This is a genomic window from Daejeonella sp., from assembly GCF_017495225.1.
Taxonomy (GTDB): Bacteria; Bacteroidota; Bacteroidia; order Sphingobacteriales; family Sphingobacteriaceae; genus Daejeonella.
The window spans coordinates 22,125-38,557 of record NZ_JAFEIG010000017.1 but is presented as its reverse complement, the minus strand read 5'-3'; the positions used below and the strand labels follow the sequence as shown (position 1 = coordinate 38,557).

Sequence of the window (16,433 nt, the reverse complement as noted above, 5' to 3'; positions counted from 1 at the left end):
TAAGTCATGGCTTTAAAACCTAAAAATCAGCCTTCATCGGCAGCAGGTGATCTCAATGATATCTTGTCTAAACTTGTTAAATATTGGTATGTTTTTATAATAAGCATATTAATCTCTTTGGCTATTGCAAGTCTTTATTTAATGAATGCAACAAAATTTTATAAAGTAAGTAGCACTTTATTAATTCAAAATGATTTTAAAGGTGATGGAATGTTGAAGGGGACAGCCTTTAGCGATCTCGATATGTTTCGTGGCGCTCGTACAGTAGATAATGAAATGGAGGTATTGAGATCTAGAGATTTGATTTTCAAAACACTGAAAGATCTTAAGCTGGAAACAAGTTATTTTATTCCCGGGCTATTTAATGATAAAGAATTGTATGGTGAAAATTTGCCAGTTCAGGTGATAATTGAATACCTTAATAACCGAGCATATTCCCAAAAAATTGAACTTTCAATTAAAGATGATCAGGTGTTTTCGCTAAATACGGATGGAAAGAATGTTTTATACAATTACGGACAGTTGATTCAAAGACCAGGTTATAACATTCGAGTTGTTAAGGGACCGGCATTTTCAACAGCTACTCCGGCTTTAAAAATCAAGTTTAATGATCTTTATACTATGGCTGAATATTATAGTTTATCAGCTTTAAAAATTGTACCTATAGTGAAAGATGCCAATACTGTTTCTTTAACCTTACTAGACCCGATTCCGCAGCGTGGAGTTGATATATTAAATAGGCTCATTGAGACTTATAATGATGAAAATGTAGGCACTAAAAATAAGGTAGCAAGAAATACGATACGATTTATAGATCAGCGTTTAGTTGATTTAAATAGTGATCTTTCTGTTTTAGAGCGCGGAGTTGAAAACTATAAGCAAGTAAATCGTGTAACTAATATGAGTGCCGATTCGGAGATAAACTTAAGAACATCAGGCGATTATGATTTCAATTTATCTTCCGCAGGTGTACAATTAGATTTAATAAAATCTTTAGCAAATTATCTAGGTTCAAGAGATAGCATGTATGAGATTGTTCCAAGTACACTCGGAATTAAAGATCTTACTTTAAACAATTTGATTAACAAATACAATGATTTACAAATTGAAAGACAGCGCTTATTACGTAATAATAGACCAGATAATCCGCTGATTATCAATATTAATGAGCAGTTGTCGGGATTAAAAGGGTATTTGCAAGAAACATTGAAAAATGTTCAGGCAGGTCTTATTCTTGAAAGGAATAACTTAATAAATAAATCAAACCAGTTTGAATCAAAAATTAGAAATGTGCCTGCTGTTGAACGTGGTTTATTACAATTAAGTAGAGATCAAGAAGTAAAGGCAGCTATTTATCAATACCTACTTCAAAAAAGGGAAGAAACTGCTCTATCGCTATCTGCAACCATTCCTACGTCATTAGTTGTAGATAGGCCGGCCTATCATACTGCGCCAGCAAAGCCAAAAGAAGCCTTAATCTATTTAGGTTCATTAGTAACAGGATTTTTACTTCCACTTTTCTTTTTTAGTAGTAGAGAAAAATTAAATACAAAAATTAAAGAGGTAAGCGATGTTCAGCTTCTTGGTGATACTCGAATATTGGGTGAATTAAGTCATAATGACGAGAACAATACGGTAGTTGTAAAAAGAGGTAGTAGGACCACTATTTCAGAGTTATTTAGATATATTCAATCCAATTTAGGCAATATTATTAGCGACTCTAAGAGTCAGATTTTACTTGTCACGTCTGGAATGATGGGTGAGGGTAAGACATTTTTTTCTATCAATTTAGGAATTACACTAGCATTGGCTGGGAAAAAAGTGGTTATTGTGGAGTTTGATCTACGTAAGCCAGATCTGATGAAAGGTATTAATATCAATTATGAAAAAGGATTGGCTGATTACCTTGAAAATAAGGAGCTAGAATTGGATGAAATTATAAGTCCCTCAGCAACTACACCTAACTTATCTGTTATTGGTTGTGGTTCACTTCCTGATGATCCGACAGAACTTTTTTCATCCGATAGAATGGAAGGCCTCTTTGAAGAGCTAAGGAAAAAATTTGATTATGTTATTCTAGACACATCTCCAGTTGGTTTGGTAGCAGATGTATTTAATATCGCACCATATGCCGATGCAAGCATTTATTTATTGAGATATAATTTTACAGATAGAATGCAAATTGCTGTCCTAGATGATATTTGCGAGAATAAAAAACTTAAAAATCTCATGATTGTTTTCAATGATGCTAAAAAAGAAAATATGAGATCTTATGGCTATGGAAATATCAGTAAGAAATATGCTTAATATCATATTTCTCTGATATTCATCCTATACAGTTATTATTAAATGCTGTTTTAATTTGCCTTTTATTTGTTGAAAAACAATTTTATTACCCATTAAATTATTGCTTCATTCTACAGCAATAACAAGTTTAAAATCATTCTAATTTCAAAATTAATCATGTAAGTGAGTTAGCGAAGCTGTGTTTGATTGATAACAAAAAATAATTTTTTAAATATATTATGGAAGAGCCAAGTAAATTAAGATCATCGAAAACGAGGAATTGGTTTGTGATTTACACGAGAGCCAGGTGGGAGAAAAAAGTAGATCATCTACTTCAGCAGCAAGGAATAAATTCTTTTTGTCCTTTAAAGAAAGTAGAAAGCCAATGGGCAGATAGGAAAAAAGTAGTTGAACTACCTCTTTTTAGTTCTTATGTTTTTGTGAATATTAATTTAAAGGAGGAGCAGCAAGTGCGGCAAACTCATGGGGTATTAAACTTTATTTATTTTCTGGGCAAACCGGCCATTGTACAAGACTCTGAAATTGAAAAAATTAAAGATGTTCTTTTGAAAAATCCAGATGCAGAAGTAGTGAGTTTAGAAAATGTATGCGTTGGCAATCGTGTAAGGATAAAAAACGGCGTTTTAGCTAACCAGAATGGAAGTATTGTTAAAGTAAATGGGAAAACAGTTTTAATGGTGTTTGATCATTTGGATTGCGCCTTGGTTACTAGAGTTTCAGTTTCAGATTTAGCACCTATTTAAGTATGAGTAATATTTTATTAGAAAAAATATCTATCGCAGTTGTAGGATTAGGCTATGTGGGTCTGCCTTTAGCAACAGAATTTGCAAAGCATTTTGAAGTATGTGGCTTTGACTTAAATGCTGAAAGAGTAAGCCAATTAAATGGGGGATATGATCATACTTACGAGGTTGATTGTGAGTCACTTAATAGTGTATTAATAAATATCGATGATTCAGGTAGAGGCTTGTTTTTAACAGACCAGATTGACGATATTAAAAAATGCAATGTTTTCATAATCACTGTCCCAACGCCCGTAGATAAGTATAATCGCCCTGATTTAAGTCCTCTGTTAAAAGTAAGCAGCATGATTGCCTCTATTTTAAAACCTGGTGATACTGTTATTTATGAGTCGACTGTTTACCCCGGCGTTACTGAGGATGAGTGTGTACCTGTCTTAGAAAGAGAATCAGGATTGATTTATAATGTCGATTTTTTTGCTGGATATTCTCCTGAACGGATTAATCCGGGTGATAAGGAACATACTTTAACAAAGATTCTCAAGATTACTTCAGGATCCAATCCAGATACAGCAGATTTTGTAGATTCTTTATACAAATCAATCATCATAGCTGGTACCCATAAGGCCGAATCAATCAAAATTGCGGAGGCTGCAAAGGTGATTGAAAATGCTCAAAGAGACATCAATATTGCATTTATTAATGAATTGGCAATGATTTTCAATAAGCTTGGAATTGATACGAATAAGGTTTTAAATGCAGCATCTACCAAATGGAATTTTCTCAATTTTAAACCTGGTTTAGTTGGTGGACATTGTATTGGAGTTGATCCATATTATTTGGCTCAAAAAGCACAGGAGGTAGGTTATCATCCTGAAATTATACTTGCTGGAAGAAGGGTGAATGACGGAATGGGAGAGTATGTGGCAGATCAATTGGTAAAAGCTATGTTATCAAAGGGCATTGCAATAGCAGGTAGTGAAGTATTGATTTTGGGCTTTACCTTTAAAGAAAACTGTCCTGATGTAAGAAATACTAAAGTTATTGATATTGTTAAGAGATTATTAGAATATCAAATTGATCTTACCATTCATGATCCATTAGCAGATAGCAAGCAAGTTAATGATACCTATGGGATTGATTGTCAGAATGATCAATCTAAAAATAAACTTTATGACGGTATTCTACTTGCCGTAGCTCATCATCAATTTAAAGATTTGGATATAACAAGCATGTCTAAGGAAAAAACGGTCGTTTATGATATAAAATATGCTTTGCCACACGAAATGGTGGATGTACGCTTATAATTATCAAAGTTGAATTGTGCTAAGAAAATATAAAATTACTGGCTTAAATTGATTGGGATGCATCGTTTAAAGGAATTAGATGTTTTAAGAGGCTTTGCAGCACTCAACGTGATGTTATATCATTACACAACTCGCTATTTTGAAATATTTCAGATTCAAAATCAACCAAAATTTGAATGGTATTTTGGACATCATGGTGTGGAGCTATTTTTTATGATTAGTGGTTTTGTAATTTTCATGTCGCTTCAAAATGTGAAAAATATTAAAGAGTTTATCCTTAAAAGAGCTATCAGGTTATATCCTGCTTATTGGATTTGTATACTCATAACTCTTTTTATTTCAGCTGTTTATAGCATACCTAGAAGCAATGATTTTTCATCTTTTCAAATTCTAATGAATTTTACAATGATTCAAGGAATATTTGAAATTCCCAATATCGACGGTGTATATTGGTCTTTATTGCCAGAATTATTCTTCTATTTTTTAATGGGTACTTTGTACTATTTAAACTTCTTGAAAAACATTAAAATAATTGCAATAATCTGGTTAATCTGGATGATTTTAAATAAATCAGGCTTATTTCCTTTTGGAGAATATTTTTTGAACTTAAAATATGGAATGTTTTTCCTTGCAGGGATATTTTTCTATAATTTGAAATTCAAAAAGGGTGCTATTGTTGATCATTTAATAGTTCTAAGTTGTTTGTTTACAGCTATTTATGTAAATGGTGAGACCTACAACCTAATTATTTATCCTGTTTGGTTTGCCACTTTTTATCTTTTCATTGGAGGTAAACTGAGTTATTTTAATTGGGCTCCATTATTGTTTTTGGGCTCTATTTCTTACCCATTATATCTTCTACACCAAAATATTGGCTATGCATTAATCACTTATTTGTACACATATTTTCCTAATTATTTCATAGTGATTTTATCAACTAGTTTGATGATGTTTTTATTGGCTTGGTTAGTTATAAAATACCTTGAGAATCCTTTAAGTCTATTTTTAAAGCATAAGTTTCTTTCAAACCTGAATTTAAGTGAGAAATCAAAAATTACTACAGATTTAAATCATTTTTCGCATAAAAATGCTCTTGAAAAATCAAGGTAAATTTATTCAATAAGTCTATTCAAGACTCTTCCTATCACCATTTATCGATTCAATAATTGAATTAGATTGATTGCCCAATTTTTTATGAGTCTTAGAAAAAAAACACTGAATGGTCTCATCTGGACTTTTAGTCAACAGTTTGGTGTACAGGTTATTAGCTTTTTTATAACCATTGTTTTAGCTAGAATATTAGGTCCATCTGAATTTGGAATAATAGCTATGCTTTCAGTTTTTGTGGCTGTAGGCGGATTGTTAGTTGATGGTGGACTCTCATCATCTTTAATCAGGACGGGTAGGGCTAACCAAAAGGATTATTCAACGGTTTTCTTTTTCAACCTTGGTGGTAGTTTGGTGATTTATGCTTTAGTATATTTTTTGGCGCCATTAATTTCTAATTTTTATAAGCAGGAAATTTTGACTTCGGTTCTCAGAATATATTCTATTGTTTTCATAATCAATGCTTTCTATGAAATTCAAAATGCACGGCTTGTTAAAGTTATGGATTTTAAAACCCAAGCATTGATTCAAATACCATCTGTTTTAACTAGCGGTCTCATTGGTATTTTATTGGCAATTAACGGATTTGGAGTATGGAGCCTGGTATGGATGAATATTTCTCAATCGTTTTTAATTACCGTATTTCATTGGGTATTTTCTAAATGGCGCCCATCCTTAATTTTTGATTCTTCTTGTTTTAAAAGACACTTTCATTTTGGATACAAAATGACCCTTTCTGGATTGTTGGAAATTATTTATAAAAATATCTATGTATTGATTATCGGTAAAAACTATTCTGCAGCTCAATTGGGGTATTATTCAAGAGCAGATTCTATCAGTCAGCTGCCCACAAATAACATATTTAATGCCATTAACAGTGTTACTTATCCCATGTTTGCCTCCATTTCGGAAGATAATATCCGACTTAAAATGGTTTATAAAAAGTTAGTGCAACAAGTATTATTTTGGAATGCATCAATATTAATTCTTCTTGTTGTGCTCGCTGAGCCACTTTTTAGGTTTTTACTAACTGAAAAATGGCTGCCAGCTGTTCCATATTTTCAAATTTTATGTCTTGCAGGGATACTTTATCCTCTTCATGCCTACAATCATAATATTTTAAAAGTTAAAGGGAGGAGCGATCTCATCCTAAAAATTGAGATTGTAAAAAAGACAATTGCTGTTATCAGCATATTACTCATCATTCCATTTGGGATTTTTGGCCTACTTTATTTTCAACTCGCCTTCAGCATTTTTTCGTGTTTTATCAATTCATACTATAGCGGAATACTAATTAATTATCCCATCAAAGAGCAATTGGCTGATATTTTTCCAGCCATTTCACTATCCATTTTGATAGGCTTGATTTGTTTTTTTATGGATATGTTTCTTAAACCCTATATCCATTTTTCTGATTTAGAGCGTCTGATTATCAATAGCTTACTGTATTATATATTATACATGTCTAGTAGTTATTTCATGCAATTCACAGCCATTTCTGATTTTAAACAATTAATTCTAAAAAGATGATACCTGTAACTAAACCCTTTTTGCCGAAAGCCAAAGAATATGATGCCTATTTACAGAGTATTTGGGAGCGTCAATGGTTAACCAATAATGGTCCGCTAGTAAATGAGTTTGAGCTAAAATTGAAAAATTACCTCAACATCGAACATTTGCTTTATGTTTCAAATGGCACTGTTGCTTTGCAAATTGCTATTAAGGCCTTAGAGTTAAAAGGAGAAATAATTACCACACCTTTTTCTTTTGTAGCCACCACAAGTAGCATTGTTTGGGAGGGTTGCAAGCCTGTTTTTACGGATATTGAGCCCGATACATTTAATATTGATCCGCAAAAAATAGAAGCTGCTATTACTTCAAATACAAGCGCTATTTTGGCTACTCATGTGTATGGAAATCCTTGTGATATTGATGCAATTCAAGCTATTGCAGATAAGCATGGACTTAAAGTTATTTTTGATGCTGCGCATTGCTTTGGGACAAAATATAAAGGGAAGTCAGTATTTGAGTTCGGAGATATTAGCACAACTAGTTTTCATGCCACCAAGTTGTTTCATAGCATTGAAGGCGGTGCTGTATTTACTAGAAAACCGGAATTGCTTAAAAAAATGGCTTTCATGAGAAATTTTGGTCATAATGGCCAAGATCAATACAGTGAATTAGGAATAAATGGGAAAAATAGTGAGTTTCATGCTGCCATGGGACTTTGTAATCTCAAATATGTGGATGAGATTTTGAAAAAGAGAAAATCTCTTTCAGAATACTATTTGGAAAAACTAGCTGGCTTAAAAGCAAGTTTTCCAAAGCATCAAGAGAATTATATTCCCAACTATTCCTATTTTCCAGTATTATTTGATTCTAAGGAATTAATGTTAAAATGCCTTTCAGATCTTGAAACAGAGAAAATTTATTGTAGACGATATTTCTATCCTTCATTATCAACATTGTCTTATGTCAATAAAACTGAACTTCCTGTATGTGATTCAATAGTTGAACGTATAATTTGTTTGCCACTCTATCACACTTTAACTTTTTCTGATTTAGATCTCATTACGCGAGTTATGCTTCGTGCTCAACATTATGAGGTTCAAGCGCCATCAAGCATTGAGGCCGATATTGCCCAATTACTTGAGACAGCTTTGCTCGTAAAAACAAACAAATAGCCCTTCCAACTAGTTCATAATTATTTAATTCTAATTGAATTTGAAATCATTTTAATATAAAATCAAACAATCTATTCTCATGAACAAATATGATAATATGGTGAGCATATGCTGCATTACTTATAATCAGGAAAAATACATTGCAGAGGCATTGGATGGGTTTTTAATGCAAAAAACAAATTTTAACTATGAAATTATTATTGGAGATGATTGCTCAACAGATGCTACCCGGACAATTATTGAAGAATATTCTGAAAGATATCCAGGTAAAATACAATTGTTAACAAGTCAGAAAAATGGTGGAGCTATTCCCAATATGTTAAAAGCATTAAGTACAGCAAATGGAAAATATATTGCTTTGTGTGATGGGGATGATTATTGGACAGATTCACGCAAATTACAAATGCAAGTTGATTTTATGGAAAATCATCCCGATAGCTCTATTTGCTGTCATTATAGCCGTGTAATTGACGAGAATGGCGATTTAGTATATGAAGATAATAATCCCGTGAGTCTTGAATTTACTTATGAAGATGTGCTTTTAGGTAGAAAAAATGAAACGAGAGTTTGTACCATGATGATGAAAAATAGCGATCATCTAAAACACATAAAAAGTCAGGAATGGTTTTACCAGGTTTATAGCGCTGATACATTTTTTAAACTCTATGTATTATCTGAACCTAAAGCTAAATTATATGTGCTCCCTGAGATTATGGCAGTATATCGCTTGCATCAGGCAGGTGTTTGGAGCATGATTGATTCGCAGGTGAGAAAGAAGAAAATGATTGATGACTTCAATATCTTGATTAATAATTTTTCTTATACAGCACAACATAAAAAGGAATTATTGAAAATTTATTTGATGCAATATTTTCTTTTTGATGTTAAAAATTTAAAAATTCAAAAGGCCATAAATACATTAATTACTCTCGTTTAATTGCTTTCGAATGGATATTCTAAATCGAAATTCAAGGAAAAGGACTGTGTTTTTTGTAATAAATACCTTGCAAGGAGGAGGGGCTGAACGTGTACTCAGTACATTAGCTATTGATTTCCATAGTCGTAAAATCCCTGTAAAAATAATCTGCCTCAATTATGCTGAAACGGTGTATAAATTACCTCCTGACCTTGAAATTACCTATCTCCTAAAAAGAAGTTCAAATAGCAAAATTTCAAGAATTTATTATGCATGCATAACATTTTTAAAACTTAGTTATTTATTCTTGAATGAAAAACCAGAATGCGTTATTTCATTTATGACCACATCTAATTTATGGTCGGGTTTTTCAGCAATGATTACCAAAACAAATTTTATAGTTTCAGAGAGAACAACTCCTGAGCATAGCATTAAAACTCAAAATTATCTGTTTAAAGCAGTTTTGAGTCTGATTTATCGAAATGCGCGTGCTATTGTGGTCCCTGCGAAAGGAATTGAAAGTTGTTTAAAAATGTATTCAGGATTTGAAAAATTATCCAATTTTAAGATTATCCATAATCCGATAACAGATTTAGGAAATCCTTCGAAATTAAAAGTCAATAATCGAAAATTCATCTTTGGAGCTGGACGCTTATCTCATGAAAAGGGTTTTGATCGACTCATTGATGCATTTGCAGCACTAAAGCTCAGAAATATAGACCTATTAATTGCTGGTGAGGGTCAAGAATATGAAGTCCTTAAAAATAAAATACAATTTTTAAAGCTTCAAAAGAAAGTGAAATTAATCGGTTTAAAATCAAACTTGCAAGATTATTATGCCCAGGCTGAAATGTTTGTATTGCCATCTAGAAATGAAGGTTATCCCAATGCCTTAATTGAAGCTATGAGTTTCGGATGTGCCTGTATAGCAATGGATTGCGAATTTGGTCCTTCGGAGATTATAAGACATCAAAAAAACGGACTTTTAGTTCAAAACGATAATGTGAAAGAGCTTAAATCTGGAATTATTAAGATTTTAACAGATACAGTTTTAAAGGAAAGAATTGCCATTAATGCGAAAAAAATAAATAAAACAAATTCGCTCAAAAGTATCTCTACTCAATGGCAAAATATAATATTTAGTAACTAGTTGATTCAGATTAATCAAAATCTGATCATTCTTAAGAATTTTCTTCTTCAGTTCATGTGTCTTCTTTAAAAAATACGATTATGAAAATACCTTTTTCTCCACCTTTTATTGATCAATCAGTTATTGATCAAGTTATGGACACATTAAATTCTAAATGGATTACTTCTGGACCAAAAGTTAAAGCTCTTGAAGAGGAAATGGTATCATTAACAGGCTCAAAGGAGGCTGTTTGTGTCAATTCATGGACTAGTGGAGCAATTATGATGCTAAAATGGTTTGGGGTTGGTGAAGGTGATGAGGTTATTGTGCCAGCTTATTCATATTGTGCTACTGCACTTTGTGTATTGCATTGTGGTGCCAAGCCTGTTATGGTTGATATTTTAGATGATTTGACCATTAATCCAGCAAAGATAAAGGAAGCCATAAGCAATAAAACTAAGGCTATTTTGGCAGTCGATATTGCAGGTTTACCATGTCAATATGATGCAATTAATAAACTGATTAAGGAGCCTAATGTTAGAGCATTATTTATTCCTGAATCCGAAAAACAATCAATTTTAGGCCGTATACTTCTGATTTCAGATGCTGCACATTCTATTGGAGCTTTGTATAATGATATGCCTTCTGCCTTGAAAGCAGATATTACCATTTTCTCATTTCATGCTGTAAAAAATATTACTACGGCTGAAGGTGGCTGCATTTGCTTGAACTTGCCTGAGCTTTTTGATTGCAAAATGGAATATAGTTTTTTGAAAATGTTTTCATTAAACGGGCAGACTAAAGATGCCTTTAGCAAATCAATTGGCAATAATTGGAGGTATGATATCATTTTTAAGGGTTTAAAAATCAATATGCCAGACATTTGCGCTGCCATAGGCTTGGCCCAACTAAGAAAATACAAGAATTCGCTACTTCCTGAGAGAAAGAGAATAGCCCAAAAATATAGTGACGCATTTCTTCATTATGATTGGTTTATTGCTCCAGTTTTGAAGGATAATAATCGAGAATCATCTTATCATTTATTTCCACTGCGCATTAAAAACATTACCGAAGAGGAGAGGGACCAGCTCATTGATAAAATTATGGATGCTGGAATAAATGTTAATGTTCATTTTATTCCTATGCCCATGCTCACCTATTTTAAAAGTATTGGATATCACATTAGTGATTATCCCAACAGTTTTAAGCAGTATTCTTGTGAAATTTCTTTACCTATTTATCCTCAGCTGAAAGAAGAAGAAATCGATTATATCATTGAAAATGTAATTGAAAAAATTCAATCTCTTGTAAATCAGAAAACTCTTGTTGAAATCACTTCCTAATCTGTGTTATTATGATTGCTAAAAGAATATTTGATGTATTTTTTTCACTATTTGGAATCATTGTTATACTACCCTTGCTGATAATTATTGCAGTAATTATTCTATTTGATTCCAAAGGAGGAGTGTTTTATAAACAAGTTCGTGTTGGTCGGAATAATACTCCATTTAACTTGTTAAAATTTAGAAGTATGAAGATTGGTGCCGATAAGGGTAGCTTATTAACTATTGGCGATCAAGATGATAGAATTACTCGTTTTGGGCAATTTCTTAGAAAATATAAACTCGACGAATTGCCTCAATTGTTCAATATTTTGAAAGGTGATATGAGTTTTGTGGGACCGAGACCTGAAGTTTCAAAATATGTGGCTCTTTACGATCAGGTTCAACTCCGAATTTTAACTGTTAAACCTGGATTAACCGATTGGGCATCAATAGATTATATCAATGAAAGTCAGCTGCTCGCAAAAGCCCAAAATCCAGAAGCATTTTATATTGAACATATCATTCCATTGAAAATTGCCCAAAATTTACGTTATATAGATCATAATAATTTATGGATTGATCTGAAAATTATACTCCTAACAATTAAAAGTATACTTTCTAAATAGCCTTTATTCTTTATTGAAAAATCAATTCTGATTCTCTAAAATCCTTTAAATCAAATTGATATTAAAACTCTTAGCTACCTATGAAAACACTTAAAATAATCGACTGGCCTTCGCAGCGGTTTTACTCTGAAACTCATCCATTTCATAAGTGGAAATCCGAGTTTAAAGAAAATGGGGTTCAGATACAATTTCTTAATAGTCACCTGGATAAAAAGTTGCCCGACTCCGATTATCTATTTATACACTCTAGATATTTTGAAAAAGGTAAAAATATTTATACTGAGCAGAGGCAAGATCAAGAGTATTTAATTAATTATTTGACCGAAGTTAGAAGGTCGACCGCTAAACTAATATGGTTTGATGCTTCTGATTCAAGTGGTTCCAGTGATTTCTCTCTAATACCTTATGTAGATGTTTTCTTAAAAAAGCAGGTTTTAAAAGATCTAAATTATTACACCAATCCAAATACTAAAAATGAATTGAGAATATGGCTTAATGATACAAATTCTAGCAAACCTGATTATCCTTTTCCCGCATGTCCAAAAGATCAACTCAAGAAGATTCGTTTAGGTTGGAACCTTGGATTTAATGATTATAGATATTTTGGATATAAATTAAGCAGACTCAGCAATTATCTAAGCTATAGTTTGTATCCTCTAAAATTTAGTAAGCCTAGTAGCAAAAGAGATCTCGATTTAACATTTAGAGGTACCATTCACAAAGAAGAAAATGGGCTTAACAAAGTGATGCAACAAAGAAATGCCACGCTTAATTTCCTAAGTCAGCTAAATATGAAAATTGCTGCCGGAAGTCCGATTCCAAAGTATAAATATTGGAAAGAACTTAGAAATTCAAAGCTTAGTGTTAGTCCCTATGGTTGGGGAGAAGTTTGTTACCGCGATTTTGAAACTTTTGTAGCGGGCTCTTTACTCGTGAAACCTTCAATGGAACATTTAAATACCTATCCAGATGTATATAAACCATTTGAAACCTATTTTCCTGTTTCTTGGGATATGAATGATCTGCCCGAAGTGCTCGAGTACCTTACTGCAAACTATAGCAATTATCGAGAAATTGCTCATAACGGTCAACAGGCTTATAAAAATGCAATTTCTGATGGAAATTCCTTTGTCAACACCTTCCTAAAGTCAATTGCTTGATAAATTTTTAATTTTTTCTTTAAACTATTCTTATGAGACTATTTGTTATTGTGTTAATGGTTTTATACCTCTATGCACTCGCTTTTGGAATTTTTATGACCGAATCATTCAGGCTCCCAGCTCCATTTCTTTTTGGTTTTCCTTTGATATTGCTTTTTAGAGAAGGTGGCAAAGAATTGGTTTATTCAAAGGAATTAATCGCTTTTACCCTAGCTCTGATTAGTTATTATGTTATTGGAATTGGTGATTATCCTTCATTTTTTGCCACTTTGTTAAATTTTATACTTTGTTTGTTTTTCTTTAATTATTTCATCGGGTCAAATACCGCTAGGTATAATTTATCTGTCTTCATCTTTTTTATTTTGTTGGGTGTTTCAGCTTTAGTCTTAGTGTTAAATAATTATTTTGTGGGGATAGATGGACTCAGGGCGCAACTTGTAGATGATGTTATTTTACAAAGTCCCGCAGGTATTTCAACCACCCAATTTACATTTGGATACCAACTAGCAGCCTTCACACCTTTTTTATTAATCTATACTTTTTTATTTCAAAAGCCGCTTTTTATAAGATTATTGGCCTTTTTAACATGCTTAGTGCTTATTTATTTAGGTATGCAGCGCTCCGTTTTTGTCACTTTTGCCTTTTCAATTTCATTGTTTCTGATTCTTGCATATCGTTTCAAAGCTGTTATATTAATTACCATCGCAGTGATTTTTAGCCTTGCATTTTACAATTTAGTCTTGAAAAACGATGTCAATAGTAGAGATAATATTGTAGCAAAAAACATCAATAACGATCCCGAGCATAATCGCTCATTGCTTACTGCTGAAAATTTAAGAATATACTCTGAATACCCCTTCGGACTTGTATTTTATGGTAAAACTTGGGGGGATGTAATCTATAGAAATCAAGTGTTTTCGAGTGGAATTACATCTCACAATGCCTATTTAATGTTTATGACTTATTTGGGTCCCTTTCTAAGCCTAGGATTTTTGCTCTTTATTTATGGTGGAGTTTTTCGAATTGCTTATCCTGCTCTTAAAGAGATTAGAAAGAAGGAAAATGCTTTGCTGTTATGTTTGTGTTTTTCCTTTATCGCTGTTTCAATAAATGCTTCAGCACATAATGCTTGGCTTTTAAGTGCCGATGGGCCTACCTTATTCCTATATTTTAGTATTCTTCATTTTAATAAGCTTAAGCCTTCAACTGAGCTCAGTCCAGCTTTAATTTATAATCGGTAATCATGTTATTCTCATTCGTAATTCCAACCTATAACCGATCAGAAAAGGTTAGAAGGGCTATAAATAGTATTTTAATTCAGAAAAATTGGTCTGATTGTTCAGAAATTATCGTTGTTGATGATGGTTCTACCGATGATACCGAAAGTTCACTTCAAAATTATTTAAAACACGATCAAATTAAATTGATTAAGCATGATGAAAATGCTGGTGTAGCGCAAGCTAAAAATACTGGAATATTACATGCTAAAAATCAATATTCAGTTTTATTAGACTCGGATGATCTTCTAAAGGATGGTGCTCTGGCTCATCTTAAAAATTTGGTGCTTAATAAAAATTATGATCTGTTTTTTTGTGGTAGTATGACTTTGAACGAAGGTAATTTATTATATAATCCAAATTTTTATGGACCAAAATCCTATTTGGACTTGTTAAAAACATCGGTTGGCGAATATTTACCAGTAATACGCACCTCGATTTTGAAAAATAATCTCCTGCGTAATTTACGTGGATACGAAAGTATTACCTGGCTAAATCTCTCAAAAAATGGAGCCAAATTGTTTTTTGATCATGAAGCCATTAGATTATATGATGAGGAGGGTGATGACCGACTTTCAAATCGTTTTAACGGACTAAAAAACGCGGTTAAAATGAGAGATGGTTATCAACTATATCTAGATGAGTTTGCCTCAGATCTTAAAAAACACAATTATCTAGAATACTTGAAAGTGAGAATAAAACTGTTTTCTTATCAAGTAATTGCCTTTTTTCTTCCTCAAAATGAAGAATTATAAGTTTCAATTCTTTATTGCAATATGAAAAAAGTTTTTTTTATTGTCAGCCATTTAAGGGCTGGGGGCTCCGAAAAGGTCTTTTGGACATTGTCCAAATATTTTGATCAATCAAAATTTGAAGTTTATTTATTGGTTTTAGATTTAACTGAAGTTTTTTACTCTCCTAATTTAAAAGGTGTTAAAATCATTGACCTTAATTCGCCAAGAGCATCAACAGCAATTTTTAAAATTATCCGTTTAATAAAAAATGAAAAACCTTATGCTGTATTTACAACTGGTGGGCATATAAACACACTTTTGGCCATTATTTCCATGTTTGTCACCATTCCCAAATTAATTGGACGTGAGTCGAATGTGATGAATATCATGAATGAATTGGGTGGTTTCAAAGAGAAATTTTGGGATAAATTCATGAGCTTTACTTATAATAGATTTGATATTGCTATTTGTCAATCTGAAGAAATTAAACAATCATTATCTGGTCATTACCATATTGCTAAGCGTAAATTGAGGGTTATTCCCAATCCGATTTTAAAAACTCAAATTATTAAGCATACTAACTCAAGTCAATACAAAAAGATTCTAATTATTGCCCGTTTGGCAATAGAAAAGGGGATTATTCGGTTTCTTCATATCTTAAATCGTCTTCCACCAGAGTATGTACTTACAATTGCAGGTGAGGGTCCTATGAAAGCTAAGATTATACAGCTAATTCATGATCTTAACCTACACGAACGTGTTAAATTAGTCGGAATAGTACGCGAAATCCCTGAATTAATAGCTTCTCATGATCTTTTAGCTCTTCCATCTTTAACAGAAGGTTTCCCCAATGTAGTTTTAGAAGCCCTAGAAGTTGGTGTGCCCGTGATTGCTTTTGAAGTAGGCGGAATAAATGCCATGTTGAAATCTGGTTTTAATGGTTATATCATTCGTCAAAATGACTTGAATGATTTTCATTATAGGATTGTTAAAGCGTCTAATCAAAAATGGGATCACCATGCGATAAAGGCAGATGTAGAAAACAGATTTGGTATTCATAAAGTAGTTAAACAATACGAAGCACTCATCTCATAAGCTTCAAATCTTCTCAAATTTCAATT

At 32.4% G+C, this 16,433-nt stretch carries 14 protein-coding genes; all 14 read left to right on the top strand.

Going from position 1 to position 16,433, the window contains the following annotated elements:
• The first annotated feature begins 6 nt into the window (after positions 1-6).
• The gene (locus QZ136_RS06620; RefSeq protein ID WP_291401684.1) at positions 7-2,307 is read left to right on the top strand and encodes a polysaccharide biosynthesis tyrosine autokinase; all 2,301 of its coding nucleotides are present in this window, start codon (positions 7-9) and stop codon (positions 2,305-2,307) included.
• Between the two features lie 218 nt (positions 2,308-2,525).
• Positions 2,526-3,050, top strand: a complete 525-nt coding sequence (locus QZ136_RS06615) for a UpxY family transcription antiterminator (RefSeq protein ID WP_291401682.1) — start codon at positions 2,526-2,528, stop codon at positions 3,048-3,050.
• Positions 3,051-3,052: 2 nt separating this feature from the next.
• Complete coding sequence (locus tag QZ136_RS06610) at positions 3,053-4,354, top strand: nucleotide sugar dehydrogenase (RefSeq protein WP_291401680.1); 1,302 nt, start codon at positions 3,053-3,055, stop codon at positions 4,352-4,354.
• A 57-nt stretch (positions 4,355-4,411) separates the two neighbouring features.
• Positions 4,412-5,464 (top strand): acyltransferase, encoded by a 1,053-nt coding sequence (locus tag QZ136_RS06605; protein WP_291401678.1) that lies wholly within the window; start codon positions 4,412-4,414, stop codon positions 5,462-5,464.
• 84 nt (positions 5,465-5,548) lie between these two features.
• Positions 5,549-6,991 (top strand): lipopolysaccharide biosynthesis protein, encoded by a 1,443-nt coding sequence (locus tag QZ136_RS06600; protein ID WP_291401676.1) that lies wholly within the window; start codon positions 5,549-5,551, stop codon positions 6,989-6,991.
• On the top strand, positions 6,988-8,145 hold the full coding sequence (locus QZ136_RS06595; RefSeq protein ID WP_291401674.1) for a DegT/DnrJ/EryC1/StrS family aminotransferase: 1,158 nt from the start codon (positions 6,988-6,990) through the stop codon (positions 8,143-8,145). Before QZ136_RS06600 ends, QZ136_RS06595 begins: the two co-directional genes overlap by 4 nt.
• A gap of 79 nt (positions 8,146-8,224) precedes the next feature.
• Positions 8,225-9,082, top strand: coding sequence for a glycosyltransferase (locus tag QZ136_RS06590; RefSeq protein WP_291401671.1), 858 nt, complete (start codon positions 8,225-8,227; stop codon positions 9,080-9,082).
• 46 nt (positions 9,083-9,128) lie between these two features.
• Entirely contained in the window at positions 9,129-10,211 is a 1,083-nt protein-coding gene (locus QZ136_RS06585; protein ID WP_291401669.1) for a glycosyltransferase, read from the top strand.
• Positions 10,212-10,291: 80 nt separating this feature from the next.
• Positions 10,292-11,533 (top strand): DegT/DnrJ/EryC1/StrS family aminotransferase, encoded by a 1,242-nt coding sequence (locus tag QZ136_RS06580; protein ID WP_291401667.1) that lies wholly within the window; start codon positions 10,292-10,294, stop codon positions 11,531-11,533.
• A gap of 11 nt (positions 11,534-11,544) precedes the next feature.
• Entirely contained in the window at positions 11,545-12,141 is a 597-nt protein-coding gene (locus QZ136_RS06575) for a sugar transferase (RefSeq protein WP_291401665.1), read from the top strand.
• A gap of 80 nt (positions 12,142-12,221) precedes the next feature.
• Entirely contained in the window at positions 12,222-13,301 is a 1,080-nt protein-coding gene (locus tag QZ136_RS06570; RefSeq protein ID WP_291401663.1) for a glycosyltransferase family 1 protein, read from the top strand.
• Positions 13,302-13,333: 32 nt separating this feature from the next.
• On the top strand, positions 13,334-14,542 hold the full coding sequence (locus QZ136_RS06565; protein ID WP_291401661.1) for a hypothetical protein: 1,209 nt from the start codon (positions 13,334-13,336) through the stop codon (positions 14,540-14,542).
• A gap of 2 nt (positions 14,543-14,544) precedes the next feature.
• Positions 14,545-15,333 (top strand): glycosyltransferase family 2 protein, encoded by a 789-nt coding sequence (locus tag QZ136_RS06560; RefSeq protein WP_291401659.1) that lies wholly within the window; start codon positions 14,545-14,547, stop codon positions 15,331-15,333.
• 21 nt (positions 15,334-15,354) lie between these two features.
• Positions 15,355-16,407 (top strand): glycosyltransferase, encoded by a 1,053-nt coding sequence (locus tag QZ136_RS06555; RefSeq protein WP_291401658.1) that lies wholly within the window; start codon positions 15,355-15,357, stop codon positions 16,405-16,407.
• The last annotated feature ends 26 nt before the right edge of the window (positions 16,408-16,433 follow it).